At 66.6% G+C, this 26,707-nt stretch carries 26 protein-coding genes; 5 read left to right on the top strand and 21 right to left on the bottom strand.

Going from position 1 to position 26,707, the window contains the following annotated elements; translation table 11 throughout:
* Nucleotides 1–438: 438 nt before the first annotated feature.
* The 13 genes from AC1ROK_RS26660 to AC1ROK_RS26600 all read right to left on the bottom strand — a co-directional run bounded on the left by AC1ROK_RS26660 (nt 439) and on the right by AC1ROK_RS26600 (nt 13,342).
* Nucleotides 439–1,422, bottom strand: a complete 984-nt coding sequence (locus tag AC1ROK_RS26660) for a fumarylacetoacetate hydrolase family protein (protein ID WP_492852626.1) — start codon at nt 1,420–1,422, stop codon at nt 439–441.
* Between the two features lie 8 nt (nt 1,423–1,430).
* The gene (locus AC1ROK_RS26655; RefSeq protein ID WP_055877635.1) at nt 1,431–1,724 is read right to left on the bottom strand and encodes a putative quinol monooxygenase; all 294 of its coding nucleotides are present in this window, start codon (nt 1,722–1,724) and stop codon (nt 1,431–1,433) included.
* A gap of 128 nt (nt 1,725–1,852) precedes the next feature.
* On the bottom strand, nt 1,853–2,635 hold the full coding sequence (locus AC1ROK_RS26650; protein WP_291309592.1) for an IclR family transcriptional regulator: 783 nt from the start codon (nt 2,633–2,635) through the stop codon (nt 1,853–1,855).
* Between the two features lie 136 nt (nt 2,636–2,771).
* Nucleotides 2,772–3,836, bottom strand: coding sequence for an LLM class flavin-dependent oxidoreductase (locus tag AC1ROK_RS26645; protein ID WP_492852623.1), 1,065 nt, complete (start codon nt 3,834–3,836; stop codon nt 2,772–2,774).
* Complete coding sequence (locus AC1ROK_RS26640) at nt 3,833–4,906, bottom strand: NAD(P)-dependent oxidoreductase (RefSeq protein ID WP_492852621.1); 1,074 nt, start codon at nt 4,904–4,906, stop codon at nt 3,833–3,835. The genes AC1ROK_RS26645 and AC1ROK_RS26640 overlap by 4 nt, the downstream gene beginning before the upstream one ends.
* A gap of 12 nt (nt 4,907–4,918) precedes the next feature.
* Nucleotides 4,919–6,307, bottom strand: a complete 1,389-nt coding sequence (locus AC1ROK_RS26635; RefSeq protein WP_492852619.1) for an NAD-dependent succinate-semialdehyde dehydrogenase — start codon at nt 6,305–6,307, stop codon at nt 4,919–4,921.
* The gene (locus AC1ROK_RS26630; RefSeq protein WP_492852617.1) at nt 6,307–7,161 is read right to left on the bottom strand and encodes an amidohydrolase family protein; all 855 of its coding nucleotides are present in this window, start codon (nt 7,159–7,161) and stop codon (nt 6,307–6,309) included. The genes AC1ROK_RS26635 and AC1ROK_RS26630 overlap by 1 nt, the downstream gene beginning before the upstream one ends.
* Before the next feature lie 6 nt (nt 7,162–7,167).
* The gene (locus AC1ROK_RS26625) at nt 7,168–8,292 is read right to left on the bottom strand and encodes a mandelate racemase/muconate lactonizing enzyme family protein (RefSeq protein ID WP_492852615.1); all 1,125 of its coding nucleotides are present in this window, start codon (nt 8,290–8,292) and stop codon (nt 7,168–7,170) included.
* On the bottom strand, nt 8,289–8,822 hold the full coding sequence (locus tag AC1ROK_RS26620) for a VOC family protein (protein WP_492852613.1): 534 nt from the start codon (nt 8,820–8,822) through the stop codon (nt 8,289–8,291). Before AC1ROK_RS26620 ends, AC1ROK_RS26625 begins: the two co-directional genes overlap by 4 nt.
* 11 nt (nt 8,823–8,833) lie before the next feature.
* A complete protein-coding gene (locus AC1ROK_RS26615; protein ID WP_492852611.1) occupies nt 8,834–10,090 on the bottom strand; it encodes a Gfo/Idh/MocA family protein in 1,257 nt (418 codons plus the stop codon).
* A 25-nt stretch (nt 10,091–10,115) separates the two neighbouring features.
* A complete protein-coding gene (locus AC1ROK_RS26610) occupies nt 10,116–10,943 on the bottom strand; it encodes a carbohydrate ABC transporter permease (protein ID WP_492852609.1) in 828 nt (275 codons plus the stop codon).
* Nucleotides 10,940–11,890: a carbohydrate ABC transporter permease gene (locus tag AC1ROK_RS26605; RefSeq protein ID WP_492852607.1), complete on the bottom strand. Its 951-nt coding sequence runs from the start codon at nt 11,888–11,890 to the stop codon at nt 10,940–10,942. Before AC1ROK_RS26605 ends, AC1ROK_RS26610 begins: the two co-directional genes overlap by 4 nt.
* A 102-nt stretch (nt 11,891–11,992) precedes the next feature.
* Complete coding sequence (locus AC1ROK_RS26600; protein WP_492852605.1) at nt 11,993–13,342, bottom strand: extracellular solute-binding protein; 1,350 nt, start codon at nt 13,340–13,342, stop codon at nt 11,993–11,995.
* Between the two features lie 390 nt (nt 13,343–13,732).
* Here AC1ROK_RS26600 and AC1ROK_RS26595 point away from each other — a divergent pair, with 390 nt between their 5' ends.
* Nucleotides 13,733–14,053, top strand: coding sequence for a nuclear transport factor 2 family protein (locus AC1ROK_RS26595; RefSeq protein WP_492852603.1), 321 nt, complete (start codon nt 13,733–13,735; stop codon nt 14,051–14,053).
* Nucleotides 14,054–14,282: 229 nt separating this feature from the next.
* Here AC1ROK_RS26595 and AC1ROK_RS26590 read toward each other — a convergent pair whose 3' ends face one another.
* The 5 genes from AC1ROK_RS26590 to AC1ROK_RS26570 all read right to left on the bottom strand — a co-directional run bounded on the left by AC1ROK_RS26590 (nt 14,283) and on the right by AC1ROK_RS26570 (nt 19,505).
* Nucleotides 14,283–15,446, bottom strand: coding sequence for a serine hydrolase domain-containing protein (locus tag AC1ROK_RS26590; protein ID WP_492852601.1), 1,164 nt, complete (start codon nt 15,444–15,446; stop codon nt 14,283–14,285).
* A 219-nt stretch (nt 15,447–15,665) separates the two neighbouring features.
* A complete protein-coding gene (locus tag AC1ROK_RS26585; RefSeq protein ID WP_492852599.1) occupies nt 15,666–16,433 on the bottom strand; it encodes an ATP-binding cassette domain-containing protein in 768 nt (255 codons plus the stop codon).
* Nucleotides 16,433–17,476 carry an ABC transporter permease gene (locus tag AC1ROK_RS26580; protein WP_492852597.1) on the bottom strand — a complete coding sequence of 348 codons (1,044 nt, stop codon included), beginning with the start codon at nt 17,474–17,476 and terminating at the stop codon, nt 16,433–16,435. Before AC1ROK_RS26580 ends, AC1ROK_RS26585 begins: the two co-directional genes overlap by 1 nt.
* A 285-nt stretch (nt 17,477–17,761) precedes the next feature.
* Nucleotides 17,762–18,742 (bottom strand): substrate-binding domain-containing protein, encoded by a 981-nt coding sequence (locus AC1ROK_RS26575; protein WP_492852595.1) that lies wholly within the window; start codon nt 18,740–18,742, stop codon nt 17,762–17,764.
* A 112-nt stretch (nt 18,743–18,854) separates the two neighbouring features.
* On the bottom strand, nt 18,855–19,505 hold the full coding sequence (locus AC1ROK_RS26570; RefSeq protein ID WP_055877595.1) for a GDSL-type esterase/lipase family protein: 651 nt from the start codon (nt 19,503–19,505) through the stop codon (nt 18,855–18,857).
* Nucleotides 19,506–19,656: 151 nt separating this feature from the next.
* Here AC1ROK_RS26570 and AC1ROK_RS26565 point away from each other — a divergent pair, with 151 nt between their 5' ends.
* The 4 genes from AC1ROK_RS26565 to AC1ROK_RS26550 all read left to right on the top strand — a co-directional run bounded on the left by AC1ROK_RS26565 (nt 19,657) and on the right by AC1ROK_RS26550 (nt 22,804).
* A complete protein-coding gene (locus AC1ROK_RS26565; RefSeq protein ID WP_492852593.1) occupies nt 19,657–20,397 on the top strand; it encodes a FadR/GntR family transcriptional regulator in 741 nt (246 codons plus the stop codon).
* A 298-nt stretch (nt 20,398–20,695) separates the two neighbouring features.
* Nucleotides 20,696–21,685 (top strand): XdhC family protein, encoded by a 990-nt coding sequence (locus AC1ROK_RS26560; RefSeq protein WP_492852591.1) that lies wholly within the window; start codon nt 20,696–20,698, stop codon nt 21,683–21,685.
* On the top strand, nt 21,678–22,241 hold the full coding sequence (locus tag AC1ROK_RS26555; protein WP_492852589.1) for a nucleotidyltransferase family protein: 564 nt from the start codon (nt 21,678–21,680) through the stop codon (nt 22,239–22,241). The genes AC1ROK_RS26560 and AC1ROK_RS26555 overlap by 8 nt, the downstream gene beginning before the upstream one ends.
* Nucleotides 22,238–22,804 carry a uridine kinase family protein gene (locus AC1ROK_RS26550; protein WP_492852587.1) on the top strand — a complete coding sequence of 189 codons (567 nt, stop codon included), beginning with the start codon at nt 22,238–22,240 and terminating at the stop codon, nt 22,802–22,804. Before AC1ROK_RS26555 ends, AC1ROK_RS26550 begins: the two co-directional genes overlap by 4 nt.
* 156 nt (nt 22,805–22,960) lie before the next feature.
* Here the strand turns inward: AC1ROK_RS26550 and AC1ROK_RS26545 are convergent, their stop codons facing one another.
* From AC1ROK_RS26545 to AC1ROK_RS26535, 3 genes are read right to left on the bottom strand one after another with little or no spacing between them, the layout of a single operon-like run.
* Nucleotides 22,961–25,084 (bottom strand): molybdopterin cofactor-binding domain-containing protein, encoded by a 2,124-nt coding sequence (locus AC1ROK_RS26545; RefSeq protein ID WP_492852585.1) that lies wholly within the window; start codon nt 25,082–25,084, stop codon nt 22,961–22,963.
* The gene (locus AC1ROK_RS26540; RefSeq protein ID WP_492852583.1) at nt 25,081–26,034 is read right to left on the bottom strand and encodes an FAD binding domain-containing protein; all 954 of its coding nucleotides are present in this window, start codon (nt 26,032–26,034) and stop codon (nt 25,081–25,083) included. Before AC1ROK_RS26540 ends, AC1ROK_RS26545 begins: the two co-directional genes overlap by 4 nt.
* Entirely contained in the window at nt 26,031–26,555 is a 525-nt protein-coding gene (locus tag AC1ROK_RS26535; RefSeq protein ID WP_492852581.1) for a 2Fe-2S iron-sulfur cluster-binding protein, read from the bottom strand. The genes AC1ROK_RS26540 and AC1ROK_RS26535 overlap by 4 nt, the downstream gene beginning before the upstream one ends.
* Nucleotides 26,556–26,707 lie beyond the last annotated feature (152 nt).

Below are 26,707 nucleotides of genomic sequence, written 5' to 3'. Positions count from 1 at the left end.
TGACCCCGTTTGCGGCTCTCGCCGGCGGCGTCGGTGGAAGCAGTCGCTTCCGAATTCCTTAGAGAACAGAAACCTACCTCCGGTTGCCCGGCAGCAGCTCTGCCCTTTCAGTATTCGCTGATCAGTGGGAGCAGCTAGTGCTCGGCGTCGTCAGCGAGGCGGTGTATACGGGCGACCCGTTTTGCTGTCAACACCCCTCATGAACGAAAGATGACGAATTTCGCGAATGGGCTCCGGCGGGCTGTGGACAGATAGCGCAAACACCAGGCTTTCCGGGGCTTTTCTGGTGAGGGTGCGGGTGTTGAAGCGGTTGAGGCCGGGTGGAGGCCGAGCGCCGGGCGCGCACTTTGTCGACGACTCAGGGGAGCGGATGGATTCGTTCCCCAGCTTCGGCGGAGATGAGGGCGACGGTGCGCTTGGCACACCGGCTCCACCGCCCTACCCGATCGCGTTGCTCAGCGTGCCCAGCCGATCCATCGTCAGCACCACCTTGTCGCCCCTGGCCAACGTTTTGCCGACTTCGGCGGCCGAGCCGCCACCCACCGTGCCGCTGCCGAAAATCTCACCCGCCACCAGCATTTCGTTCGTCGAGGCGTGGGCGATCATCTGGTCGAAGCGCCAGTGCATGGTCGAGGTGCTGGTGTCGCACCAGGGCTGGCCGTTGACCGACGCCTGCATGCGCAGCGCATAGATGTCGGGGATCTCGTCGGCCGTCACCAGCCACGGGCCAAACACGTGGCCCTTTTCGAAATCCTTGCCCTTGGCGGGCCCGAGGCCCACCGACATTTCGCGCTGCTGAATCTCCCGGGCGCTGAAGTCGTTGTAGATCATGTAGCCGTAGATATGGCTGAGCGCGTCACCGCGCTGGATATTGCTGCCGCCCCGCCCGATCACCGCCGCGAACTCGAACTCGAAATCCATGTTGGAGGCGTAGCTCGGCATCGGCACGATATCGCCATCGGCGCCGACCGCCGAGGGGTTGCCCTTGTAGTAGACCGGCAGCTCGTACCACTGCGGCGGGATCTCGCGCCCGAGCTTGGGGTAGATGTTCTTCAGGTGCGTCTCGAACGCCATGAAGTCGCGGATCAGCGGCGGCCGCGGCACCGGCGCCAGCAGCTGCACCGCCTCGGGCGCAAACACCAGCGTCGCGCCGTCGGGCCCGGTTTCGTCTTTCGCCGTCACCCAGTCGAGGACCGACTGCGCTGCATCGAGCGCAGTCACCCCGTTCTGGATGAAGGCTACCATGTCCGAGGGGATGGTGGCGGCGGCAAGCCGCGCCGCCCCTTCCCGCGATGCCCCGTTATCCCCCAGCACCGCCCGATAGGCCGACTGCAGGTCGGCATAGCGGCCATCCGGCAGCACGGCGCCGATCCGGGTTACGGGACCGGTGACGGTGGAGAGCTTGAAGGAAACGAGGCGCATCTCGAACCTCAGGAGATGGCGAGTTCGTAGAGCTCGCGCTCGCGCTTTTCGAGCATCGGGATCACGGTGCCCTCGATGATCGACTTGAAGTGCGGCGTCTCGCGGTGCGCGGCCAGCGCCGCGGCATCGACATAGTGCTCATAGAGCACGATCAGGTTCTCGTTCTCGGTCGACTTCGACACCTGGTAGAACTTGCAGCCCGGCTCGCCGGCTTCCACCAGCGGCTTCATCTTGACGAGTTCGGCCAGCACCTTCGGCACGTTGCCCGGCTTCGTGTGGTACTTGGCGATCAGGACGATCATTGCGGTTCCTTCCCTATGTGTCCGCGGGTCAAATCGTTCACTATGCTGAACGATATTCTCGGTATTGAACAATCTAGATGACAGGCGCCTATGTCAACGTAGACGCCAGTCGTATTCCGTACATTCGGCTAAGTGTTGCCGCCGAGCCTGTGGCTGAGCTTGTCGGCCAGGGCCCGCACCGCGTGGCTGACCTGCGCCCGCGAGGTGTCGTTGACCTCGCCGCGCAGCAGCCCGATGGCGATGCCGGCCACCGCGTGGTCGTCGCTGGCGTTGAACACCGGAGCGCCGAAGCACACCATGGCGTCGCGCAACTGCCCGTCGTCGATCGAATAACCGCGCTCGCGCGTCTCCTCGAGCTCGCGCATCAGCGTCTTGAGATCAGGTACGCTCTGCTTGGTCCAGGGCTCCGGCCACTCGTCGCCAAACAGCGCCTCGACTTCCTCGGGCCGCATCGTCGACATCATCGCCTTGCCGGTGGCGGTGAACGGCGCCGGCAGCCGCACGCCCGGCCGGAAGCTGACCCCGAGCGGGTCGGTACCGCGCCGGCAGGCGACATACATCACTTCGCGACCGGTCAGGATCGACAGGTTGATCGCCTGCTCCGAGATCAGGTCGGTCGCCTCGGCGATCCGCATGAACTCCTGCGTCAGGTCGCTCTGGCCTTCGAAGGCGTTGGCCCAGCTCAGCACATGCGGGCCCACCGCGAACTGCGACGGCCCCACCCGCATCATCAGGCCGAGATCGACCAGGGTATGGCAAAGCCCATGCACCGTGCTCTTGGGCAGGTCCAGCATCCGCGCCAGCTCCGACACGCCCTTGGGCTTGCCGCCGGTACTGAGCGCATCGAGAATCTTCTTGGTCCGGACCAGCGCGGGGACGGCCTTACCCCGCTGCTCGGTGTCTTCGATCATTGGCTATCCATTCTCCTTGCCCCGAGTTTAGGCATTAGCGACCGCCGGGACCAGCGTGCAAGCAGTTCGCTCGCACCGGCCTCTCCGTGATCCCCCCGCGTGGCGGGGGAGATCACCGCACAGCCGGTGCACGCTCTCACCGAAACCCCGGCGCGACCTCCTCCATGAAATACGCCATCCCGTCGGTCTCCGGGGCATCCATGAACCACAGCATCAGGTGATCGACCCCCTGCCCGCGCAACTCGATAATCCGCGCCTTTGCCTCCTGAGCGGTGCCGATGATCCACGGCCCGGTCATCGCCTCGGGCAGCCGGTCGACCCGGCCGGCAACGAAATCGGTCACCTCCGGCTGCGGCTCGCCCGACTTGGTCTCAACCATCCGTTCGACCAGCGCCGCCACCTTGCGGCGCAGCATTTTGAGATCCGGCGCGACGAGGATCTGCGTCTCGAAACTGATCTCCACCTCGGCGCGCGAACGGCCGGCCTTCGCTAAGGACGCATCGAGCAGCGCCAGCCGGCGGGCGAGTTCCGTCAGCGTCACTGGCGTCGAGTTCCAGCCATCGGCGATGCGGCCGCTGAGTTCGATCACCGGATCGAATGCTTCGCCCAGCCAGACCGGGATGTGCGCCTGCACGGGCTTGGGCGCCAGTTGTGCCCCGCTCAACTGGTAGAACTTGCCGTCGAAATCGATCGGCTGCTCCGCGGCGTAGAGCGCCTTGATCAGCGCGATCGCCTCCTCGAGCCGCTCGACCCGCGCGTCGTGGTTGTCGTCCCAGTCGAGACCATAGGCCACCTGCTCCGGGCGGCCCATGCCGGCTTCGAAGAAATGGATGAAGCGGCCCCCCGACAACAGGTCGAGCGTCGACATCATCTTGGCGGCGATCTGCGGGGCGCGGAACAGGTTGGCCTGGTGGATCAACCCCAGTTGCACCCTGCTGGTGGCGCCGGCGATCATTGCCAGCGTGGTCCAGCCCTCGAGCACCGCCTGCTCGCGCCCCAGCATCAGGTGGTCGCAGACCCACAGCGAGTCAAAGCCCAGCCGCTCAGCTTCGCGGGCATTGCCGAGCACGTCGACATCCTCGATCCGCGCCACATTGGGCACGCGGAACAGCCCCGGGCTCGGCATGGCGAAGGCCGGCACGCAGTAGCCCATCTTGAGCGTCCCCGCCTGGCGGCGGGCGGCGAGGTCGGTCGAGATCATGACTTGACTCCGGCGCGCGGCACCAGGTCATGCCGGGTGCGGTGCCCGGCAAACTTGCGGGCGATCTCGTCGGCGGCGAGCGTCAGGAAGCGTGGTCCGCAGGGCGCCGTGACCCCGGCAATGTGCGGGGTGAGGAACACATTGTGCATGGTCCGGAGCGGCGAATCCGCCTCGAGCGGCTCGGGGTCGAACACGTCGAGCGAGGCAACCACGTCGCCCCGCACCAGCCGGCGGATCAGCGCCGCCTGGTCGACCACCGCCCCGCGCGACACATTGACGAACACCGAGCGCGGACGGAGGAGGTTCAGTTCCTTCTCGCCGATCATACCCTTCGTCTCCGGGGTCAGCGGCACCAGTGAGATCACCACGTCGCAGTCCATCACCTGCTCCAGCGAGGTCAGCGTGATGTCGTAAATGTCGGCGAGGACGCGCGGCGCATAGGGATCGAAGGCGTAGATATCGGCCTGGAACGGTTGCAGCAGCTCGATCAGCCGGCGGCCGATATAGCCGGCGCCGATCAGCCCGACACTGCGGCCGGTGAGTTCGCCGTTGAAGCCGGGGTCGGCGACGCGCTCGGCCCATTTCTGGAACAGCACTTCGCCATCGATCATCCGGCGGAACAGCGCCCCGGCATTGCGGAGCCCGATCATCGCCATGGCCAGCGCCCATTCGGCCACCGGATAGGACGAGCCATTGGTGGTATCGACCACGGTGACGCCGCGCTCGGCGGCGGCGTTGACGTCGATGCGCTGGCTGAAGCGATCGCCTTCGACTTCGGCGATGAACTTCAGGTTCGGCAGCCGATCGAGAATAGCGCCGGTGAGCCGCGGCGAGCCGTGGCAGACCAGCAGCGCATCGAGCTTGCCCGCAAAGGCCACCAGCTTGTCGATCGCTTCGGAATTCTCCGGCGGCGCCTCGTCCCAGCTCGAGGGCTCATCGCACAGGTGATGCTCGAAACTGCCCAGACTCGAGAGCGCTTCGATTGCCTCGGCATCGGCCATCCGCTTGAACGTATCGGCATTGCAGGCGAAGCCAACGCGCAAGGGTCTCGGCAGGTTGTAGATCGTCATAGTGTTGCCTCGTCAGCCAATCCACACGGTCTTGGCGTTGGTGAATTCGGTGATGCCGACCTGCCCCAGCTCCCGGCCATAGCCGGAGGATTTGATGCCGCCGAACGAGATATGCGCGTCCGAGCGCACCATGTCGTTGATGAACACCGCGCCGGCCTCGACCGCCTGCTCCATGCGGCGCGCCCGGTCCTCGTCACGCGTCCACACCGCGGCGGCGAGCCCGAACTCGGTGCCATTGGCGATGCGCAGCGCCTCGGCTTCATCGGCGAAGGCGAAGATCGGCGCCACCGGCCCGAACAGCTCCTCGCGTGCCGCGACATTATCGTCGGCGACGTTGGTCAAGACGGTCGGCGCAAAGAAGAAGCCCGGCCCATCGACGGTGCCGCCGGCCAGCGCCACCCGCGCCCCACCGGCGACGCTGCGATCGAGCTGGTCCTGCAGCCCAACGCGGAGGTCAGCGCGCGCCAGCGGCCCGAGTCCATGCTTTTCGTCCAGCGGATCGCCGTAGCTCAGCTTGCGGGTGCCCTCGACGAAGGCCTCGGTGAAATCGGCGGCGATCGATTGCTCGACCAGGAAGCGCTTGGCGCAGACGCAGCTCTGCCCCGAATTATTGTGCCGCGCCGCCACCGCCAGCTTCACTGCGGCGTTGAAATCGGCATCGGCGAAGACGATGAACGGATCGGAACCGCCGAGCTCCAGCACGGCTTTCTTCCCCGCCGCGCCGGCGAGCCCGGCAATGGTCCGACCGGCCCGTACGCTGCCGGTGACGGTGACGCTGCGGATGCGGTGGTCGGCAATGAGCTTTCCCACCGTCGGGTGATCGACGCGGAGGTTCACCAGCACGCCATCCGGCATGCCGGCTTCGGCGAACACCTTTTCCAGCGCCTCGGCCGAAGCCGGCACGTTCTCGGCGTGCTTCACCACCGTGGTGTTGCCGGCAAGGAAGGCCGGCGCGAAGAAGCGGATCACCTGCCAGAACGGAAAATTCCACGGCATGATCGCAAGGATCGGCCCCAGCCCTTCATAGCGCACCCGGCTGCCGCGCGCCGGGCTCTTCACCTCGAGCGGCTCCAGCCAGCACGGCCCGAGCTCCGCCGTGGTGCGGCAGGTCGAGGCGCATTTCCTGATCTCGCCGCGCGCCTCGTTGATGGGCTTGCCCATCTCCAATGTCATCAGCCGCGCGAAGGCTTCGAGATTGGCTTCGAGCCGGTCGGCCAACGCCAGCAGCAACTGGGCGCGTTTTTCGACGCCGGCGGAGCGGATGCTGCCCCAGGCGGCGAAGCTGCGCCCGAGCGCCGCCTCGACTTCGGCGCCGTCATGCAGGCGATAGCTGCCGAACTGCTCGCCGGTGGCCGGGTTGAGCGAACGGAACATGGTTTCGGGGCGCGCGGGCGCGTTCATCAGCTAGTCCTCGTTGGCGCGGCGTTATCGAGCAGCCGCTTGAGCGTGCCGCCGAGGATCGGCTCGAGATCCCCCGGTTGCAGGAAACGACAGTGGAGGCGCACGATTTCGAGCGCCTGCTTGTACGTCATGGCGCGGCTGAGCGCCGGAAAGTCCGACCCCCAGCACAGCCGGCCGGCGCCGAAGGCGGCATGGAGCCCCTCGGCGATCCACATGGCGCTCGGGTGCGGATAGTCCCAGCCGTTCTCGAGCCCCACTGCGTAGTGAAAGCCGGAAAGCTTGATGTGGACGTTGGGGTGCTTGCTGAGTGCCGCAATCGCTTCGAGATCGGAGCGCGGCGCCGTGGAACGGATGCCGCCCATATGATGCAGCAGCACCACGAGATCGGGATGCTCCGCGCAGATCGCGCCAAGGTCCGCCGCCCAGGCCGGCCCCATGGCGATCGAGGCGATGAGCTTCCGCTCGGCGGCGAACCTGAAGAACGCCCGGCCCTCGTCGGAACCGAACCAGCCGTCATTGTCGCCCACATAATGGGTAAAGCCCGCTATCGGCAGCGTCTCCGCCGCCACCCGCAACCGCGCCACGGCACCCGGCGTGTGATACTCCGGCGACCACACGCAATCGACATCGGCGAACTGGTGCAGGCGCTTGGGGTAGCGGCGCACGGCCGCCGCCCCATAGGCGTTGTTGTCGGGGTTCTTCTCGATCCGCGCCGAGACGATCACTGCCTCGGCGACGCCGTTCTGATCCATCTCGTGGATCAGGTGCTCGACCGAGCCCTTGGTGGCCTCGTCGGGCACCTCCGGCTCATACGGCCAGCGCGCCCAGGCGTGAGTGTGGCTGTCGACGATCACGGGCGCCTACCGGAATGCCACCGAGCCATCGGTCTTCAGCGAGGTCGGCGGCACCTTGTTGATGACAGGGATGGTCTTCAGCCCTTCGTGGTCGAGTTCGACGCCGAGGCCGGGAGTCTCGTTGGGCAGCCAATGGCCGTTGATCACAGGGACGATCGCCTTCACCGCCTTGGTCCAGGGCGCCCGATCCTGCAGCATGTGCTCGGTCACTTCCCAGTTCGGCACGGCAAAGCCGAGCTGCACCTGCGCCGCGGTCGCCACCGGGCCCGAGGGCACGGCATGCGGGATGATGCCCTGGTGATGCGCCTCGGCCAGCGCGCAGATCTTGCGTGTGCCGGTAATGCCGCCGGCAATGCCGACATCGGGGCGGATGTGGTGCACGCCGCCATGCTCGACATACTCGCGGAATTCCCAGATCGAGGTGTTGCGCTCGCCCGCCGCCATCGGCACGCGCGACTTCTGCGACACCTCGCCGAAACTCAACACACTGTCGGGCGGAATCGGATCTTCGACGAACAGCGGCCGGAACTGCTCGAACTCGCGGATCGCCGCAATGGATTCGCCCAGCGCCATGTTGCGATGCAGCTCAATGCCGATCTCGACATCCCAGCCCACCACTTCGCGGATCAGCGCCATGCGCTCGACCATGTCCTTCACCTTGGCGCCGAACGCCATCAGGTGGTGCTCGGGCTGGTAGACCATCACCTTGAGCGCGGTATAGCCATCCTCGGCGGCGGCCTTGCAGCTCGCCGCCACTTCTTCGGCGGTGCCATAGGGGATCACCAGCATGGCGCGCACCTTGTCGCGCACCCGGCCGCCCAACAGGTCCCAGACCGGCGCCTGGTAGTGCTTGCCCTTCAAATCCCACAGCGCCTGGTCGATCGCCGAGATGGCGCCGCCAATGGCCATGCCGCGCATCGAATAGGCCCGGTAGAGGCTGAGATTGTGGTACTCGATGCGCAACGGATCTTCGCCGACCAGCCGCTCGCCAAAGCCCTTGGCCACCGATGCCGTCGCCTCGGGAAAACCGAAGAAGGTGGATTCGCCCACGCCCTTCAGCCCGCTATCCGTCGTCACTTCGACGAACATCCAGTTATGCGCGACGTAGGTATCGATTCGCTCGATCTTCACTTTGCTTCCTCAGGGTAGACGAATAGCGGTGTCCGGCGGGTCGCCGGCGGGCTGATGAGCTCGAGCACGAGGCCGTTGAGCTTCTCGGAGGTGAAATAGACGAAGGCGCCGCTGCCATCGCCGCCAAAGCCCCGGGCGGACTGCAGCCGGGTAAAGCCGGCGGCTTCGAGCTCGGCCACGGCTTCGGCATGGTTTTCCATCACATGGATGCCGATGTGGTTGAGCCCTTCGCCGGAGCTCGCCAGCTGATCGGCAAAGAACGATGGGCCGCTGGTGGGCTCGACCAGCTCGAACTGCACGCCATCCTTCCAGGCGAGGGCGTGCTTCAGCCCGAACTGGGCCGGAGCCCCCTTGTAGGTCATGTCCTTCAAGATCTCGGGCGTATACTCCCACGCCGTCCAGGGTCCGATGCGCAACAGATCCCACCATTGCCTGGTCGCGGCTTCGAGGTCGCGCACCACGAAGGCGATCTGCTTGGGGCCGAGCTTCTGGACGATCAGCGGGATGGCGGCGAAAGCTGCATCGGTCATGGCGTCCTCCCTCAGGCCGCGTTCGACTTGGGCAACAGCCCGAGATCGGCGTCAATCTCATCCTGGTAGGTCGAAACAGCGCTGGTCAGCACCTCGTCCATGCTCACCGCCCGGCCGGCAATCCCGCTCTCATAGGCCGCAAGCACCGAGGCGACGGCGGTGAGGCCACCCTCGCCATCCACTTCCGGCGGCCGGCCCTCCATGATGGCGGCGGCGAAATCGTGGATCTCGATGGCGAGAAGGCCCGAGTCCGTCTCGGCCCAGTCGAGCTCGTAGGACACCCCGCCATAGAGCTTGTGGGTCAGCTCATCGAGCGCAAAACCGACCTTGTCGGCCAGCGCCTGTCCCGTGAGATCGCCTTCCGCCGTATGGAGGATCGGCGCCTTGCCGCTGCGGTCGTTGAAGATCTCGAGCGAGCCGCGCTGCCCGTGCACCGTGCGCTGGTTGTAGCCCTTGCCCGGCCCCGAGGCGACGAAGGCCATCTGCACCATCAGGCCCGACTGCATGGTGAAGGTCGCGGCGAACGAGTCCTCGCCGGTGGCGGTGATCTGCTCCGGAATTTCGAGGAAGCGCTTCAGGTAGGCTTCGGTCTGCATCTCCGGCTTTTCCTGCCGGCGGCGGATCGGCTCGGCAATGAAGCCCCTGCCGAACGCGGTCTGGAACGGCCCGAAATAGTACTGCACGATGTCGGTGAGATGCGCGCCCATGTCGAGCCCGATGGCGCCCTTGTCCTTGAAGTGCCGCCACGGCGTGATGATGATCCGGTCGTTGCCGCCGATCATCGTCTGCACCATCAGGTGGATTGGCCCCAGGACGCCGGAATCGATCACCGCCTTGGCCAGCCGATTGGTCGGATCGCGCCGATAGTTCTCGGCCGTCGCCAGCACCGCGCCGCCCGCCTTCGCCGCATCGATCAGCGCCTGGCAGGAGCGTACGGTCAGCGCCAGCGGCTTCTCGCAGAGCACATGTTTGCCGGCGAGCAAAGCCGGCAGTACCACCGAGAGGTGGCTGAACGCCTCGGTCACCACGTCGAACGCCGCGATCTCCGGATCGGCCACCGCGTCTTCGATGGCGAGGTGGATCTTCGGCCGGTAGCCGAGCAGTTTCTCGGCCTCGCCGGCCACCCGCTCGGCATTATCCTGCCGCACGTCGCACACCGCGACGAGCCGGACATTGCTGAGGCCCGAGCGCTGCAGCCGGGCGAAGCCCTGCACATGCCGGCTCCCCATGCCGCCGCATCCGACGAGGCAGACTGGTACTGTAGTCACGTCTTAGCTCCCGCTAAAGTTCGGCCTATTCCTTCAACGAGCCGCCGAGGCCGTTGATGAAATAGCGTTGGCAGAGAATAAAGAAGATGATGATCGGCAGCGTCGAGAGCAGTACCGCCATCATGGCGATGTTGGGCGGCGTCTGCGAGAAGGATTGGCCGAGGCCGGCCAGCGCCAGCGGCAGCACGCGCATGTCTTTCTCCGTCGTCGAGATCAACGGCCAGGCATACATGTTCCAGGCGGTCAGCACCGTCACCGCAGTATAGGCGGCGATCGGCGGGCCGGAGAGCGGCAGCACGATCCTGACGAAGATCTGCCCCCAGTTGGCGCCGTCGATCTTGGCCGCGTCGAGAATCTCGTTGGGCATCGAGACGTAGAACTGCCGGAAGATGAACACCCCGAAACTGGTCTGCGCGATGATGGGGATGCAGAGCCCCATGAAGGTGTCGATCCAGTTGAGGTTGCGCACCAGGATGAAGGTCGGGATCGTCGCCACCTGCCCCGGCACGAACAGCGTCATGATGAACAGGCCCAGCAGCGCGCCTCGGCCGAAGAACTGCATCTTGGCGAGCGCGAAGCCGGTCATCACCACCAGCGTCAGCTGGGTAATGGTGATGACAGCGGTGAAGATCACCGAGTTCATGATGGCGGTCGAGTCGAGGAAGGCGAGCGCCGCGAAGACGTTCTCGAAGTGCCACTCGGTCGGCCACCAGGTCGGTGGGTAGGCCACCACCTCGCGGCTCGATTTGAACGAGTTGATGATCATCCAGTAGAACGGCGCCGCCATCAGCAGGCCGAAGAAGATCACCGTCGAGATGTGGAAGCGGCGGCGCCAGTGGTGTCCTGCACTCATACCGGATCTCCATTGGTCGGGCGCCGGCGCGGCGGGTTGAAGATCAGCGCGAGAACGGTGACGATGACGAACAGCACAGTCGAGAGCGCCGAGGCATAGCCGAGCCGCAGCTGGGCGAACGCCAGGTCGTAGATGTAGACCGCGAGGATATCGGTCGAGTTGAGCGGCCCGCCCTTGGTCATGACGAAGGCAATGTCGAAGCTGTCGAAGATGATGCCGCGCAGCGTCAGCACCAGGATCAGGAGCGTCACCGGCATGACGTTGGGCCAGATGATGTGGCGGAGCTTGGCCCACGGGCCGGCCCCGTCGATCTCGGCAGCTTCCAGCAGTTGCGGGTTAATCTGCTGCAGCGCCGCGAGGTAAAGGATGATGCCGAGCGGCAGCCGCAGCCAGACGATCACCAGCGACAAAGCGGGCATTGCCCAGGTGGTGTCCTGCAGCCAGTTGGGCCCGGAAACCCCGAAGAAGCTGAGCAATTGCGCGATCGGGCCGACGCGCGGATCGTACATGAACCGCCACAGCACCGCCGACGCGACCAGCGAAATGACGATCGGCAGCAGGTACATCGTGCGGAACACGCTGTAGCCGGGGAAATTGGTGTTGATCAGCACCGCGAGGATGAACGACAGGAACACGGTCGGCACGACGCCGAGGATCAGCAGATAGGTTGTCTTCCACACCGAGTTGACGGCGCGGGCGTCGTTCAGCAGCGCAACGTAGTTGTCGAGGCCGACAAAGCGCGGCTCGTAGATCAGGTTCCAGTCGAACAGGCTGAGCGCCAGGCCCCAGACGATAGGGATGACCATGAACACGGTGAACAGGAACACGTTGGGCCCGACGAACAAGGCGGCCCAGAACGGGGAGTCGGTGCGGCTCGATCTGCGGCGCGGCTGAGGCCGCGCCATCGCGGACATGCCGGCCTCATCGGCGGTGTCGGTCTTGCTCAAAGCGTGCATCCCGTGGTGGAAAAGAGAACCGGCTGCGGGAGGGAGCAGCCGGTTCAGGAGAGGCCGCCGCTGAAGGAGCGCGACGGCACACCTTGTTTCTGATCAGCCGCCGGCCGCCATGACGCGGGCCATGGCTTCGTTGATCACCGCCTCGGCAGCCTTCAGCGCGTCGGCCACCGGGACGTTGTTGAGGACGACCGACTCTTCGGCTTTCGCCAGCTCGGTATCGACCACCACCTGCACGTCGGCCGGGATCGAAGTCGGGTTCATGGCGCCATACTGGATCGACTCGGCGAAGACCCGGTTGTCGTAGGGCGGGCCCGGCAGTTCGGTCCAGATCGGGCTGTTGTAGAGCGCCTCGACCGGCGGCACCGTGCCGTAGCCCGCGGCAAGGATCTTCATGCCGCCGTCTTCGGAATAGAACCAGTTGAGGTAGTCGTAGGCGAGCTCCTGGTTGTTCGCCATGCCCTGCGGGGTGATGCACTGGGCGATCGAACCCATGCCGGTCTTGCGCACGCCGTTGATCTTAGGCTCGAGCGCCACGTCCCAATCGTCGGTGGTGACGGAGCGGATCAGCGGGGTCAGGGCACGCACCGACTGCAGCATCGACACGGTCCCGGCGCCGAACGCCTGGTAGCCGCCGCCGAGCTGGGTCTGCTGCGGCGTCGAGGCGAGGATGCCGGCCTTCACCTGGTCCCAGTACATGGTGAAGACCTTGATCGCCGCTTCGGTCTGCAGCTTGTACATGTTCTTGTCGTCGAGCAGCGTGTCGCCGAAGGCTTCGATGCCCGGCACGTAGGTCGCGTGCCACGGCACCGAGGCGGCGAGGCCGTAGCGGGTGGTGACGTTGCCGTTCTTCTGGGTCAGCTGGGTGGCGACTTCGATCTGCTTTTCGAAGGTCCAGTCGTCGTTCGGGTAGGGAATGCCGGCGTCGTCGAAGTGCTTCTTGTTGTAGTAGAGCACCACGGTATCGGCGCCGATCGGCAGGCCGAAAATGCCGTCTTTGTTCGGGCCCGAAGTGATCAGGTACTGGTCGAGGAAGGGCTTGGCCAGCGAGGTCATGGTGATCGGGCCACCCGAAGTCAGGAACGGCCGCATGTCGGCCGTGACCTGCGCGTTGGCGAACTGCGTCGCGAAGATATCGGCGAGGTAGGTGATGTCGGGCAGCTTGTTGGCAAGGCGGCGCGACAGCAGTGTCTGGCGCAGGCCGTTGCCGTCGCCCGGCAGGATCGAATAGTCGATCTTGACGCCCGGACGGGCGGCCTCATAGGCCGCGAACACCGGCTTGATGCCGGTTTCAGCCCAGTCGAGGATGCCGATCGACAGCGTGCCGCTGGTCGGCTGCGCCATGGCGAAATGGCTGCCGGCGGCAAGCGCAAACGGCGAGGCGGCGAGACCGGCAAGGACAGCACGCCGGCTGGGCGTGAACTGCGTTAGGGTGGTCTTGGACACGTTGCTTTCCTCCCAAGGAACACGAGCGCTTCATCGCTTCCCGGGCATCGGGAGGCGTGATGATCGGTCGGGGACAAGCGAGACTTCGTGGTCGGCGTCTTGCGCGCCGTCGTTCACTATGTTGAACGCCTATCCATAGGCTGAACGATGACACGGCTAGCGATCCCCGGTCAAGCGGGACGCTGGGACTCGCCGTTGCGCAAAAAGTCGTAGGGATTTGGGACCGACGGTCGGTCGGTTTGATGAGCCGCGACACTCGCAGTCGGCGTCCCTCTCCCCCTTGCGGGGGAGGGTGCCCCAACTGCCGCCTCAATGCCGCCGCCTGAGCCACTGATTGTCGGTGGCGGGCGCCAGGCGCTAGAAGGGTGCAAACTCCACCGGAGCCCACCCATGAGCACCACCCCGCCGGTCATCCAGCGCTTCATCGACGCCACCAATGCTGGCGATACCGCTGCCTTCCTCGAAGCCTTCACCCCCGATGCCTTCCTCAGCGACTGGGGCCGCGACTTCACCGGCCGCGAAGGCGTCGCCCAGTGGAACGAGACGGACAATATTGGCGTGCAGTCGAAATTCCGTCTGCTCGAGGTCGAGCCCAACGGGGTGGATGCGTACCGCGTGCGGCTGGCGGTCAGCGGCAACGGCTACAACGGCGAAGGCACCATGGCGTTTACTCTGGTGGGCGGGCGGATTTCGCGGTTGGTGATCAGTTAGGCTGAGCCCGCTGCCCCACCCCCTCCTTTGCCATTCGAGCGTAGCTCTCATGGCCTTCTCCCCTCAAATCGCTCCACTGGAGCGATTTGCCCTGCGGGACGGCTCGAAGTCCCCCATCAAGGGGGAGGTGTCGGGCCGGTGGATGTGGCTCGACCGCGCCTCAAACGCAGTACGGCACCTCCCCCCTTGTGGGGGAGGTTGGGAGGGGGGTCGCCACGCACACCGCCCCCTACCTCACAATCTCATGCAACCGCTTCAGGACATGCCGTGACCTGAGATCCTCCGGATCGCCGCGCATCTGGTTCATGGTGTAGCTGAACCCCACCTGCTCGGTCGGCCAGCCCCCATGGATCGAGCCACCCGCCCCGGAATGCCCGAAGGCGTCAGGCGCCGGGCCGAACCGGCCCTGTGGCGTCTGCAGCGCCCAGCCGACGCCGAAGGCCATGGCTTCGGCGATATAGGGGTCCATGAAGCGGCTCTGCTCGGCCCGCCCCAGGGCAACCGTCTCGGGCTTCAGGATCTCGACCCCGTCGATGCTGCCGCCCTGCGCCATGCAGCCGTAATAGCGCGCCATGGCCCGTGCCGTGGCGATGCCGCCGGCCCCGCCGATCTCGGCCGCGTGATAGGCCCTGGTGTTCCAGGCGAGGTCCTCGGGGAACAGCGGCGGGTTGCCCCAGATCGAATGAAACACCGGATCGGCCCGCTGCTCGTGCCCGAACGCCTCGTCATAGGGCAGCATGCCTGGCCCGAGCTCGATCCGCCCGACTCTGGGCTCCAGCGCCTCGGGCAGCCCGATATAGGCCTCGAGCCCCAGCGGCCCCGCAATCTCCTCGGCGAAAAACCGGCCCAGCGTCCGCCCGTCGACCCGGCGCACCAGTGCCCCCACCAGCCAGCCGATGGTCACCGCATGGTAGCAGTGGAAGGCATTGGGATCGGCGGCCAGCGGTTGCGCCGCCAGGAGCTCCTCCATCCGCTCGTAATCGGTGTAATCGGCGGCGCTCAGCGGCGTCGCGATCCCCGGTAAGCCGGCGGCATGCGAGGTGACGTGCCGCACCAGCACCCGGGCCTTGCCGTTCCGGGCAAACTCCGGCCAGTACTTCGCCACCGGCGCGTTGAGGTCGAGCTGCCCGCGCTCCACCAGTTTCAGCACGCAACCGGCGAGCAGCCCCTTGGTGCCCGAATAGATCACCTGCAGCGTATCGGCCTGCCACGGCCGCCCTGGCGCCGCCGTGCCGCCCCAGAGGTCGACGACGAGCGTCCCCTTGTGCACCGCCGCAAACGCCGCCCCGACATCGCCGCGCACCGTGAAGTTGCGCGCAAACTCCTCGGCCACCGCTTCGAAGCCCGGCGCGACGTGTCCCATGACCGGCGCCGATTGCGATTGATAGTTCATTGGCTCTCCCCCGCCTAAACCCGCTCTTCCGGTGGCTCCCCACCCTGGTTCCCTCCCCACAAGGGGGAGGGAGACCCCCACCGGCATCTCCGTTCCATCGTCTCCCTCCCCCCGGGGCGACGTCTTGTCGTCCCCTTGTGGGGAGGGCAGCAAAGCTTGTGAGCGAAGCGAACTAGCGTCGCTGGGTGGGGGTGGCCCCACGCTCGGCCGTAGTCATGATCAATCCCCATGCCCCACGGCATCGAACTCCTCGCCGCCGGCCATCAGGTTGAGCACCTCTTCCCGGGTCTTCTCGCCACGCTTGAACTGGCTGGCAACCCGGCCCTGGATCAACACGGTGAAGCGGTCGCCGACGCTGAGGGCGTGGGTGGCATTGTGCGTGATGAACACCAGCGCAATGCCCTGCTCCCGCGCCTGCTTGATCAGGTCGATGACGATCTTGCTTTCCTTCACCCCCAAGGCCGCCGTGGGCTCGTCGAGGATCAGGAGCTTCGCGCCGAAGTAGAGCGCCCGCGCGATGGCCAGCGCCTGCCGCTCGCCGCCCGACATGGTGCCGACCAGTTGCTCGGCATCGGCGATCCGGCGGATCCCCATCTGCCGGATCTGCTCGAGCGCGATGCGGTTGGCCGTTTGATGGTCGAGCCGCCGGAACGGCCCCCACCCTTTGGTCGGTTCGTTCCCGAGAAAGAAGTTCCGCGCCACCGAGATCAAGGGGATCGAGCCCACATCCTGGTGCACGGTGCCGATGCCATGCGCCTGTGCATCGCGTGGCGAGCGGAACGTCACCGGCTTGCCGTCGAAGGTCAGGGTGCCGATGGTCGGCGGCGTCACCCCCGACATGATCTTGATCAGCGTCGACTTGCCGGCGCCATTGTCGCCGAGCAGGCAATGCACCTCGCCCGGATGGGCCTCGAGGCTGACGTCGTTGAGAGCGATATTGTTGCCGAAGGTGCGGGTGACGCCTTCGAGCGTCATGAGCGCGGTCATCAGAGTTTCTTCTTTCCCCGGTTCAGCGCCAGCTCGCGGATCAGGTTGTTGGTGAGCACGGCAATCACCAGCAGCCCGCCGATGAAGGTGGCGAGCCAGTCGGTGGGCCAGCCGGTGTAGAACAGCCCGAGGCTGACGATGCCGTAGATGAAGGTGCCGAGCACAATGCCGATCACCGAACCGAAGCCGCCCTGCAGCAGCACCCCGCCGATGACCGCGGCGATGGCGGTCTGGAACACATAGCCCTGCCCCGAGGCGGCGTTGCCCTGGTTGTACATCACCGCCGACATGATGCCGACGAAGGCCGCCGATACGGCCGTCCAGATGAAGAGGATCAGCTTGACCCGCGCCACCGGCACGCCGGCGCGACGTGCCGCATCGGGGTTGCCGCCGGTGGCAAAGATCCAGTTGCCGAAGCGGGTCTGCTTCAGCACCCAGGCGGCGAGGATGGCGGCGAGGAGATACCAGAGCACGGAGATGTTGAAGAACATCCATTTCGAGCCCAGCACCGCCTCGGCCCAGGCGGCATCTTTCAGCGAGACATTGGAGGAACCAGAGATCAGCCGGCTCAGCCCCAGCGCCGTGCCGGCGAGGATGAAGTTGGAGGCGAGCGTCACGATGAAGCTCGGGAGCTTCGTGGCATTGACCAGCAGCGCGTTGAAGCAGCCGACCCCGACCCCGAGGCTCAGCGCCATGACGATGGTGAGTTCGATCGGCAACCCATAGAACCCGGTACCCAGCGCCACGATGATCGAGGCAGCTCCCACCACCGAGCCGGTCGAAAGGTCGAACTCGCCCGCGATCATCAACAGCCCCACCGGCAATGCGATGATCCCCAGCTCCGCCGCGGTATTGAGCCACCCGGCGGTGCCGGGGATCGAGAAAAACCCCGAGGCGCCGCCGACGATGACGAAGAAGATGTAGATCACGAGAGCCGCAATCAGCGGCCCGATCCACACGATCCTGAGCAGGCGCTCCAGGATGCCGAAGCGGGTCGGAGGAGTGGTCGGATCGGCGATGGTGGTTTCCATGGATGTGGTCATTTCATCAGGTCCGTCGGAGTTCGAAGGCTAGCCCGGATCGTGGAGATGAGGCGAGAGCGCGGGTCATGTCTCGGTGTTGTGGGCGCGCCTAGTGCACCGTTGCTCTCCCACACTCGGTGTCATCCCAGCGAAAGCTGGGACCCAACTCGCAGCCCGTGCCGGACGGAGAGTTGGTCCCCGCCTCCCTCCCCCTTGAGGGGAGGGATTGAGGGTGGGGGTGGTCCGGTGATCACAGATGGACCCCCACCCCCAGCCCCTCCCCTCAAGGGGGAGGGGAGCAGAAGATCAGTTCGCGCCGCGCGAACCCGGAATGCTCTTGTTCACCGCCAGCACGGCGGCGGCGTTTTCCTGCGTCACCATGTAGGGGCCGACGCTGATCACCCCCGACGGGGCCATCTTGTACTTGTTGTACATCAAGGGGATCATCACGCCGTAATAGCCCTGCAGGAACGGCTGCTGGTCGGAGGCAAAGCTCATCTCGCCGGCGGCAACCGCCTCTAGCACGGCATTGCCGAGGTCCATGGTGCCGAGGTCCACGGCCCGGCCGGTGGCGCGCACCTGCTTGACCGATTCCAGCGCATCGACACCCACGGCGACGCCGAGCGTCACGATGCCGTCGATCGTCTGGTCCTGCATCAGCATGGCGCTGACCGCGGCCTGCACTTTCTGGCTGTTGCCGATATCCTCCGACGCAAGGATCACCATCTTGGCCTTGCCGCCGGCTTCGGTGACGGCGTCGATATAGCCCTGGCAGCGCTGCTCCAGCACCGGGTTGGCGGCGATCTGGTTGATGCAGAGGCCGTTCTTGACGCCCTTGCCCACCGCCACTTTGCCGCCCTGGTAGCCCATCTGGTAGCTGTCTTCGCCGATAAAGCCGATGGCGCCCAGCTCCTGGTACTTGAAGCCGCCCGAGTTGATGATGATGACCGGGATGCCCTCGGCCGCCGCCTGCTTGATCAAGGGCTCAGTCGGCTCGGGAAAGAAGTTGCCCACTGCGATGGCGGCCGGCTTCCGGGCGATCGCCGCTTCGAACATCTTGGTATAGACCGGCACGATGTCGTTGAAATCGGCCGGCGCCGTCCACTGCGTCTTGACGCCGTAATCCTTGGTGGCCTGGTCGAAACCCTGCTGCACCGCGCCCCAGAACGGATCCGAGCTCGGCCCGCCCAGCATGATGATCACGTCTTCCTGCGCCTGCGCAGCAAGCGGCGTCGCGGCAGCCATGACGGCGGCGAGCGCCAGCGCGCCCAGTTTGCTGAACTTCATTATGTCCTCCCCAATGGCAACGGCCCGCATCCTCCCGACGCGCACCTGCCGCGAGGCGCTCACTGCGCCTTCCGCTCCACGACTATTAAATAATATGTATGATGTAAAGCACTCAACGCAGGTTTCGCATCGAGAGGATGGCGCGCACCTCCACCGCCAGGGCTTTGCCGAGCACTTCGTGCGCTGCTTCATCCATGTGGATGCCGTCGATGCCGGCCCGCACCACCTTGTTGGCGTCGAAATGAAAGCACCCGGTGCGGTGCGCCACCTGCTCGAGATAATGCGCGTGGTCGCGGCAGCGCTGGTGGCCGACGCCCCACATCGCCGGCTCGGCATCTTCGGTGATGGCGGGCGGCGTCACCACCAGCACCTCGGGCGGGTGCTCCACCATGGCGAAGTGCCCCTTGATCATCTGGATCAGCGTCAGCGTGCCGCGCGCCGAGTTATAGGCAGTGATCGACAGCTGGTCCTTAAAGTCGTTGGTGCCCAGCATGACGATCAGCACGTCCATCGGCGCATGCGATTCGAGGATCGGGATCAGGGTGCGCGAGCCGTTCTTGTGCACACCCTCGATCGGATCGTCGAACACCGTGGTGCGGCCGCTGAGCCCCTCCTCGACGATCCAGCTGTCCGGCCCGAGTTCGCGCCCCAGCACGTTGGCCCAGCGCCTCGCCGGCACGATCCGGTCCGGCGTCTGCGCGATATTGGCGAAGGGCGGGCAGCCCCAGGTATTGGAGTCGCCGAAGCAGACGATGGTAGGCATGTGAAGCAGTTCCCTCGAGTCGCGACGCACCGGCATTGCCTTGGCGACGCAGCCTGAGGTATAAATCCTACCTAATGAGAATGACAACCGGGTGGTTTCGCCTTCCTGTGGCGAGCCGACCCGGCATAATGCTGTTGGAAAGACCGCACGCGTGACCGTCTATCGCCGCCCGGACCCGATCCCCCTGCGCCACTCGGCCGTCGCTTCGCCCGGCGGGCTGAACACCGTCAAGCACGAGCCGGACGATCTCAACCGGCTGGTGGCCCGCGAGATCTTTCAGGCCATCGCGTCGGGCCACTTTCCTGAAGGCAGCATCCTCCCCAATGAGCACCAGCTGAGCGCCGATCTCGGCGTCAGCCGCACGGCGCTCCGCGAAGCGATCAAGGGGCTCGCCTCCAAGGGCCTCGTCGAAACCCGCCGCAAACGCGGCACCCTGGTGCTCGAGCGCAGCCGCTGGGACATGCTGAACCCCGAGGTGATCGCCTGGTCGCGCAAGCTCGGTTCGGCGCGCGTCAGCGAGGAGCTCTGGGTGGCGATCGCAAACACCCAGCCCGCCATGGCCGCCGAAGCCGCCGGCCGCCGCCATGCCGGCCGGGTCGCCGAAGCGGTGCGCAACCTCGCCGGCGCCGGCACGCCGGAGGCCAGGCGCACCGGCTTTGCCGCGCTGCTGCTCGAAATCGCCAATGCCAGCGGCAACCGCTTCCTCACCTCGTTCACCGCCGCCTGCGTCGGCAGCCTCCTCACCGACGATGCCGCCTTCCTCGATCGCCTCGTCACGACGGTCGACCTCGCGGCGCTCGGCCGCCTCGCCCCCCTGCTCACAGCGGGCAATGGCGAAGCCGCCGCCGAACTGCTGCGCCGGGCGCTGGTCCGCGAGACGATCTCGGCTTAGAGCCACAGGTTATGGGATTGCGTTGTACCGCCGTTTCGGCTGAGCTCGGCCCTTGCCCACCCACCGGCTGTCATCCCAGCGAAAGCTGGGACCTAACTATCGGCTGGCGCGAGCGGTGAGATGGGTCCCTGCTTTCGCAGGGATGACATCGCGGTTGGTTCGGTGATCCGTGAAAAAGCTCCTAGCCTTCCCGCCTGATCGTCCTCTCCGCATGGGCAGTGGGCTAGGTGAGGGGCAGTACGCTTCAGTCTCAGCGTGAAATCCTCTAGTCTCAGCGAAACGCTTTGGAGGAGAGCGCATGCTGGCCAAGGCCGAGCAGGTTGACGATCTGGCGCCCGCAGCCTTGGCAGGGCTGGATCGCGAACTCGCGCCATTCGTCTTTCTGGCGCGCGCCCAGGCGCTCGGCATTCCCGGCGCCCTCGTCACGCTTTCGGCCATCGATGGCGGCGCTCCCAAGGCGCTCGGCACCCACATGGCAGTGCTGGCCGATGGTCGGCACCTCGGCCATGTCTCGGGCGGCTGCGTCGAGCCGGCCATAGCCGCCGAGTTCGCGCCGCTAATTGCAACCGGAGAGGACCAGACCTTCCGCTTCGGTCGCGGCTCGCGCTTCATCGATATCCGCTTTCCCTGTGGCGGCGGCGTCGACCTGATGCTGCACGTCGAACCGAGCGCCGAACTGCTGGCTGAAGCCATCGCCCGCTTCGAGCGGCGCGAGGCCTTCGCCATCGCCTTCGACCCCGCGCACTCGACCGCCGCGATCAGCGACAGCCCGGCCCCCACCGGCTGGCATGACGGGGTATTCGTCCGCCGCTACCAGCCGCGCACCCGCTTGCTGCTGGTCGGTCGCGGCCCGGAATTCGAGGTGATGGCCCGGGTCAGCGCTGCCGCCGAATTCGACTTGCGGCTCGCCACCCCCGACGAAAGCTCGGCCCTCGCGCTCGCAGCGCTCAATGTGCCGATCGAAATCCTCACCACGCCGACGCAAGCCTTCGAGCTGCCGATCGACCCGTGGACGGCGACGGTGCTGCTGTTCCACGAGCATGAATGGGAGAACGCCATCCTCGCCCGCGCCGCCGTAGCCGACGGCTTCTATGTCGGGGCGCTCGGCAGCGTCAAAACCCACGGCCTGCGCCGCGCCCGCCTTGCCGCCATGGGCCTGCCGCCTGCTGCCATCGACCGCGTCCACGGCCCGATCGGGCTGATCGACCGGGCCCGCGACCCCGGCATGCTGGCGCTCTCGGTCCTCGCCCAGATCTCAGCCACCCGCGCCCAGCTCGACCGTGCCTGAGCCCATCGCCGCGGTCGTCCTCGCCGCTGGCCTGTCGACCCGCTTCGGCGGCGACAAGCTGCTCTATCCCTACGCCGGCAAGCCGCTGGCCGCCCACATCGCCGATACGCTGGCGGGCATGCCCCTTACCTGGCGCATCGCCATCGTCCCGCCCCCACCGTCGCCACGCGGAGTACTGTTTCGCGAACGCGGCTTCGAACTGGTCGCCAACCCCGACCCGCAACAGGGCATGGGCGCCTCCCTGGCGCTCGGTGCACAACGCGCCACCGAACTCGGCGCCGCCGCGTTGCTGGTGTGCCTCGCCGACATGCCCAACATCACCGCCGCGCATCTGACGGCGCTGCTCGCCGCCGCTGGTGACAGCGACGCCGTCGCCACCGGCTTCGACAATTCGCGCGGACCGCCCGTGGTCTTTGCCCGCCGCCTGTTTCCCGACCTTGCAGCGCTCTCCGGCGACCACGGCGCCAAGCACCTGCTCGCCGGTGCGACGCTCGTTGCGGCGCCCCCCGGCCTGTCGCGCGATTTCGACACCCCGACGGATTTCAACCAGCCATGATCGACTTCGACGCCGCTGTCGCCCTTATCGCCGACCGCCCGCAGACCCAGCTCATCGGCATCGACGGCCTCCCGGTCTCGGGCAAATCCACCCTCGCCGTCCGGCTTGAAACCGAGCTCGGCGCGCAAATCCTCTACCTCGACGATTTCGTCCGCCCGGAAGCCGAATGGCGCGGCCGCATCAGCGCGGCCTTCCCGTTCGAGTACATCCGCTACGCCGAATTCCTCGCCGCGGTGCAGGCGCTCGCCCGCGGCGAAACCATCCGCATCCGGCTCTACGACTGGAGCACCGGCCGCGTCGGCGACGCGCATCGCGAAATGCGGCCCGAGGGCCTGGTGGTGGTCGAGGGCGTCTCGGCGCTCCACCCGAACCTCGCCCCGCTCTACGACCTGCGGCTGTGGGTCGAGAGCGACGCGACAACCACGCTGGCGGCGTCGCTGGCTCGTGGAGTCGGCGACTGGGAACACGAGTGGCGGGAGCTGTTTATGCCGAGCGTGGCGATTTATCTCAAGACGGAGCCGCGGACGCGGGCGGATTACGTTGTTGCGGGGCGGGGTGCGTAGCGGACAGGTCTGTGTGCTTGGCTGCCCCTCACCCCGGCCCTCTCCCCAGAGGGGCGAGGGGGCGTTGTGGCACCGGCGGTGCAAAGTGCGTCCCCTCGCCCCTCTGGGGAGAGGGTCAGGGTGAGGGGCGCCAAGCGTGCCAGACTTTGCCGCGTCCTACCGCCCCGACAACCCCGGCAACAGCTTCGCCAGCGTGATCGGGAAGTCCCGCACCCGCACCCCCGTGGCGTTGTACACCGCGTTGGCCACCGACCCGCCGGTGCCGCCGGCTCCCAGTTCGCCGATCCCTTTCACCCCCAGGTGGTTGGCCTTGTCGTCGAAATCCTCGAGCATGATGGCGTCGATCGCGGGGATATCGGCGTGGGTCGGGATCAGGTATTCGGCGAAATCGCCGTTGACCCAGTGGCCGTGGCGCGGGTCGAGCACCCCGGCTTCCTGGAGCGCAGCGCTTACCCCCCAGATCATGCCGCCGATCAGCTGCGAGCGCGCCGTCTTGGCGTTGAGGATGCGGCCGGCCGCGAACACTCCGAGCATCCGCCTGAGCCGCACTTCGCCGGTATCGATATCCACCCCGACCTCGGCGAACGACGCGCCATAGGTATATTGCGCGTGCGTGCGGTAGTTCGGGTCGTCCTTGTTATCGAGCGTCTTGCCGGTCTCTTCGATGCCATCCGGGAAATGCCGCCGCACTTCGGCGAAGATGTCGTTGTAACCCGTCCCTGCAACGAGGGCGATCCGCGCCCGCAACGCCGCAGCGGCCCGGTCGGCGGCGACCGTGGTGTTGGCCGCCCCCCACGAGCCGCCGGCGCCATTGCCCTTCGGGTGCTTGGTGTGCGCCAGCTCCACCTTGATCTGCGACATCGGCACGCCCAGCGCTTCCGCCACCACCTGCGCCACGATGGTGTAGGTGCCGGTGCCAATATCGGTCATATCGGATCGAACGATCACCCAGCCGTCGGGCTCGATCCGCACCATCACCTCGGCAGAGGTCTGGTAGTGCCCGCGCATCGACGAGGCGACGCCGTAGCCGATCAGCCAGCGCCCTTCGCGGCGGCTCGCCGGTGTCGTCGGCCGATCGCGCCAGCCGAACTGCTCGGCCCCTTCGCGGAGACAATCGGCCAGCCGTCGCCCGCTCAGCGGCAGCCGCTTGTCGGGGTCGACATGGGTGTCGTTGCGGAGCCGCAGCTCGACCGGATCGATGCCGAGTTTTTCGGCCAGCTCGTCCATCGCCGATTCCAGCACCATCAGCCCCGGCAGTTCGCCCGGGCCGCGCACCGGCTCACCCGGCTGCACATCGAGCGCCTGGTGCGCCTGCCGGGTCAGCCGGTTGGGCGAGGCGTAGAGGGCTTTGCCCACCGACGAGACGCCCTCATCCCAGGCATCGTCGGTGCGCACCTGGATCAGCGCATCATGGCCGAGCGCCGTGAGCCGCCCGTCCGGTGTCGCCGCGAGCCGCACCCGGCTGATCGAGGCCGGCCGGTGCCCGACCAGGGTGAAGATCTGCCGCCGGGTCAGCATCAGCTTCACCGGCTGGCCCAGCGCCATCGTCGCGAGCGAGGCCAGCACCGCCTCGCAATGCAGCACGATCTTCGAGCCGAAGCCGCCGCCGACAAAGGCGCTGTCGATGCTGATCAGGCTCGGATCGATCCGCAGCGTCTTGCCGAGCCCGGTGGTCAGCTGGTTCACCATCTGCGCCGTGAGATAGAGATGGAGGTGCCCGTCGCGCCAGTCGGCGATACAGGCATGGAGCTCCATCGGCTGCGAGAAATGGTAGGGCGTGCTGTAGGTCTCTTCGACCGTTACCGGCCCCTCGCGCATCGCCTGGTCGATATCGCCGGCCTGCGACGGCCGCCGCCAGTTGAGGTCCGGCCCGAACCTGCCGAGCTCAAACGCTCCGGGTTCGACTTCGTATTCGACCGTGATCAGCCCGGCCGCCGCCCGCGCCTCCTCGAAGCTCTCGGCCACCACGAAGGCGATCGGCATGCCGTAATAGTTGATCCGGTCGCTGACCAATTCTGGCCGCGTCCGGTCCATCATGTCGCCTTCGATGCCCTCGGCCGGCCCCTGCTCAGGCGCATTCTCATGCGTCCATACCAGCCGGACTCCCGGCGCCGCCTCGGCCGCCGCGATGTCAATCCGCGCCACCCGCCCCTTGCCGATGCCGGCGCCGAGGATGTAGCCATGGAGCGTCGCCCCGGCCTCCTGCCGTTCGGCCGAATAGGCGGCCCGCCCGGTGACCTTGATCGGCCCGTCGGTGCGGCTGATCCCCTGTCCGATCATGGCCGGACCTCATTCGCCTGCGCCAGCGTCGCCTTGAGCGTTCGCCGCGCCAAAGCCAGCTTGTAGGCATTGTCTTCGGTGGGCGTCGCCCCAGCCAGCGCCAGGTCCGCCGCGACGTCAGCGTCGGCTCTGCCTTCCGCCGCCTCGACCCGCCAGGGTTTTGGCGCCAGCCCGCCAAAGGCCAGCCGCACGATCTCGCCCTCCCGCGCCACCAGCGCCACCGTGACATTGGCGAACGCATAAGAGGCCCGCTCCCGCACCTTGCGGTAAAGCTGCACCCCGCCAAGCGGCGCGGGCAGCGTCACCGCGGTGATCAGCTCGCCCGGCTCCAGCATCGTCTCGATATCGGGCCGGTCGCCCGGCAGCCGGTGGAACGCGCCGATCGGGATCGACCGCGTCCGTCCGCCCGCACCGACCGTCTCGACCGTAGCATCGAGCGCCCGAAGCGCCACGCACATATCCGAGGGGTGCGCGGCGATACAGGCATCGCTCACCCCGAGCACCGCAAGGTTGTGCGTCAAGCCACCAATGGCGGCGCAGCCCGAGCCGGGGCGCCGCTTATTGCAGGGCATGTCGGTATTGTAGAAATACGGGCAGCGGGTGCGCTGCATCAGGTTGCCCGCCGTGGTCGCCTTGTTGCGCAACTGCCCCGAGGCGCCCGACACCAGCGCCCGCGCCAGCACCGCATAATCGCGCCGCACCCGCCTATCCGCCGCAAGGTCGGCGTTGCGCACCAGCGCCCCGATGCGCAAACCGCCCGCCGCCGTCGGCTCGATCCTGTCGAGCCCCAGCCGGTTGACGTCGATCAGGTGCGCCGGCGCTTCGATGCCGAGCTTCATCAGGTCGAGGAGGTTCGTGCCGCCGGCAATGAACCGCGCCCCCGGCCGCGCCGCCGCGGCCTCCACCGCCTCGGCCGGGCTCGCCACCCGCTCATAGCTGAACGGCTTCATGCGCCCTCTCCGAGATAGTCGCGGATCGCCGCCATGATGTTGGGATAGGCGGCGCAGCGGCAGAGATTGCCGCTCATCCGTTCGCGGATCTCTGCGTCGCTCAACGGGATCGGCGCTTCGAGATCACCGGTAACATGGCTCGGCACGCCGGCGCGGATCTCCTCGATCACCGCGAGCGACGAAAGGATCTGCCCCGGCGTGCAATAGCCGCACTGGAAGCCGTCATGCTCGACGAAAGCCGCCTGCATCGGGTGCAGCGCCTCGGGCGTCCCCAGCCCTTCGATGGTCGAAATCTCGTCGCCCTCGTGCATCACCGCGAGGCTGAGGCAGCTGTTGATGCGCCGGCCGTTCACCAGCACGGTGCACGCGCCGCACTGCCCCTGGTCGCAGCCCTTCTTGGTGCCGGTGAGCAGCAAATGCTCGCGCAGCGCGTCGAGCAGCGTCACCCGTGGATCGAGCGATAGCACATGGGTTTCGCCGTTGACGCTCAGCGTCACCGGCAGCCGGGGCGTTGCGGACATGGATTTCCCCCTCAAGAAAAGCACCGGTGAGCCTAGAGCGGTTTTGGGAAAAAGCCAGTGCTCGTAAGGAGGGATCGCAGGACCGGTGTTCGTGGCCACGCCCTCCCAACCTCCCCCACAAGGGGGGAGGTGCCGTTCCGCGCTTGGGGCAG

The organism is Devosia sp. GW821-FHT12F11, from assembly GCF_058806655.1.
This window is presented reverse-complemented; position numbering and strand designations above follow the sequence as displayed.

Bases quoted from the DNA above. Each gene is read 5' to 3' on its own strand.
- AC1ROK_RS26560 (WP_492852591.1), top strand. From the start codon at position 20,696: ATGCTGGCCAAGGCCGAGCAGGTTGACGATCTGGCGCCCGCAGCCTTG.
- AC1ROK_RS26650 (WP_291309592.1), bottom strand. From the start codon at position 2,635: ATGATCGAAGACACCGAGCAGCGGGGTAAGGCCGTCCCCGCGCTGGTC.
- AC1ROK_RS26535 (WP_492852581.1), bottom strand. From the start codon at position 26,555: ATGTCCGCAACGCCCCGGCTGCCGGTGACGCTGAGCGTCAACGGCGAA.
- AC1ROK_RS26545 (WP_492852585.1), bottom strand. From the start codon at position 25,084: ATGATCGGACAGGGGATCAGCCGCACCGACGGGCCGATCAAGGTCACC.
- AC1ROK_RS26595 (WP_492852603.1), top strand. From the start codon at position 13,733: ATGAGCACCACCCCGCCGGTCATCCAGCGCTTCATCGACGCCACCAAT.
- AC1ROK_RS26540 (WP_492852583.1), bottom strand. From the start codon at position 26,034: ATGAAGCCGTTCAGCTATGAGCGGGTGGCGAGCCCGGCCGAGGCGGTG.
- AC1ROK_RS26640 (WP_492852621.1), bottom strand. From the start codon at position 4,906: ATGACGATCTACAACCTGCCGAGACCCTTGCGCGTTGGCTTCGCCTGC.
- AC1ROK_RS26550 (WP_492852587.1), top strand. From the start codon at position 22,238: ATGATCGACTTCGACGCCGCTGTCGCCCTTATCGCCGACCGCCCGCAG.
- AC1ROK_RS26660 (WP_492852626.1), bottom strand. From the start codon at position 1,422: ATGCGCCTCGTTTCCTTCAAGCTCTCCACCGTCACCGGTCCCGTAACC.
- AC1ROK_RS26610 (WP_492852609.1), bottom strand. From the start codon at position 10,943: ATGAGTGCAGGACACCACTGGCGCCGCCGCTTCCACATCTCGACGGTG.
- AC1ROK_RS26590 (WP_492852601.1), bottom strand. From the start codon at position 15,446: ATGAACTATCAATCGCAATCGGCGCCGGTCATGGGACACGTCGCGCCG.
- AC1ROK_RS26645 (WP_492852623.1), bottom strand. From the start codon at position 3,836: ATGATCTCGACCGACCTCGCCGCCCGCCGCCAGGCGGGGACGCTCAAG.
- AC1ROK_RS26620 (WP_492852613.1), bottom strand. From the start codon at position 8,822: ATGACCGATGCAGCTTTCGCCGCCATCCCGCTGATCGTCCAGAAGCTC.
- AC1ROK_RS26575 (WP_492852595.1), bottom strand. From the start codon at position 18,742: ATGAAGTTCAGCAAACTGGGCGCGCTGGCGCTCGCCGCCGTCATGGCT.
- AC1ROK_RS26635 (WP_492852619.1), bottom strand. From the start codon at position 6,307: ATGAACGCGCCCGCGCGCCCCGAAACCATGTTCCGTTCGCTCAACCCG.
- AC1ROK_RS26580 (WP_492852597.1), bottom strand. From the start codon at position 17,476: ATGACCACATCCATGGAAACCACCATCGCCGATCCGACCACTCCTCCG.
- AC1ROK_RS26655 (WP_055877635.1), bottom strand. From the start codon at position 1,724: ATGATCGTCCTGATCGCCAAGTACCACACGAAGCCGGGCAACGTGCCG.
- AC1ROK_RS26585 (WP_492852599.1), bottom strand. From the start codon at position 16,433: ATGACCGCGCTCATGACGCTCGAAGGCGTCACCCGCACCTTCGGCAAC.
- AC1ROK_RS26570 (WP_055877595.1), bottom strand. From the start codon at position 19,505: ATGCCTACCATCGTCTGCTTCGGCGACTCCAATACCTGGGGCTGCCCG.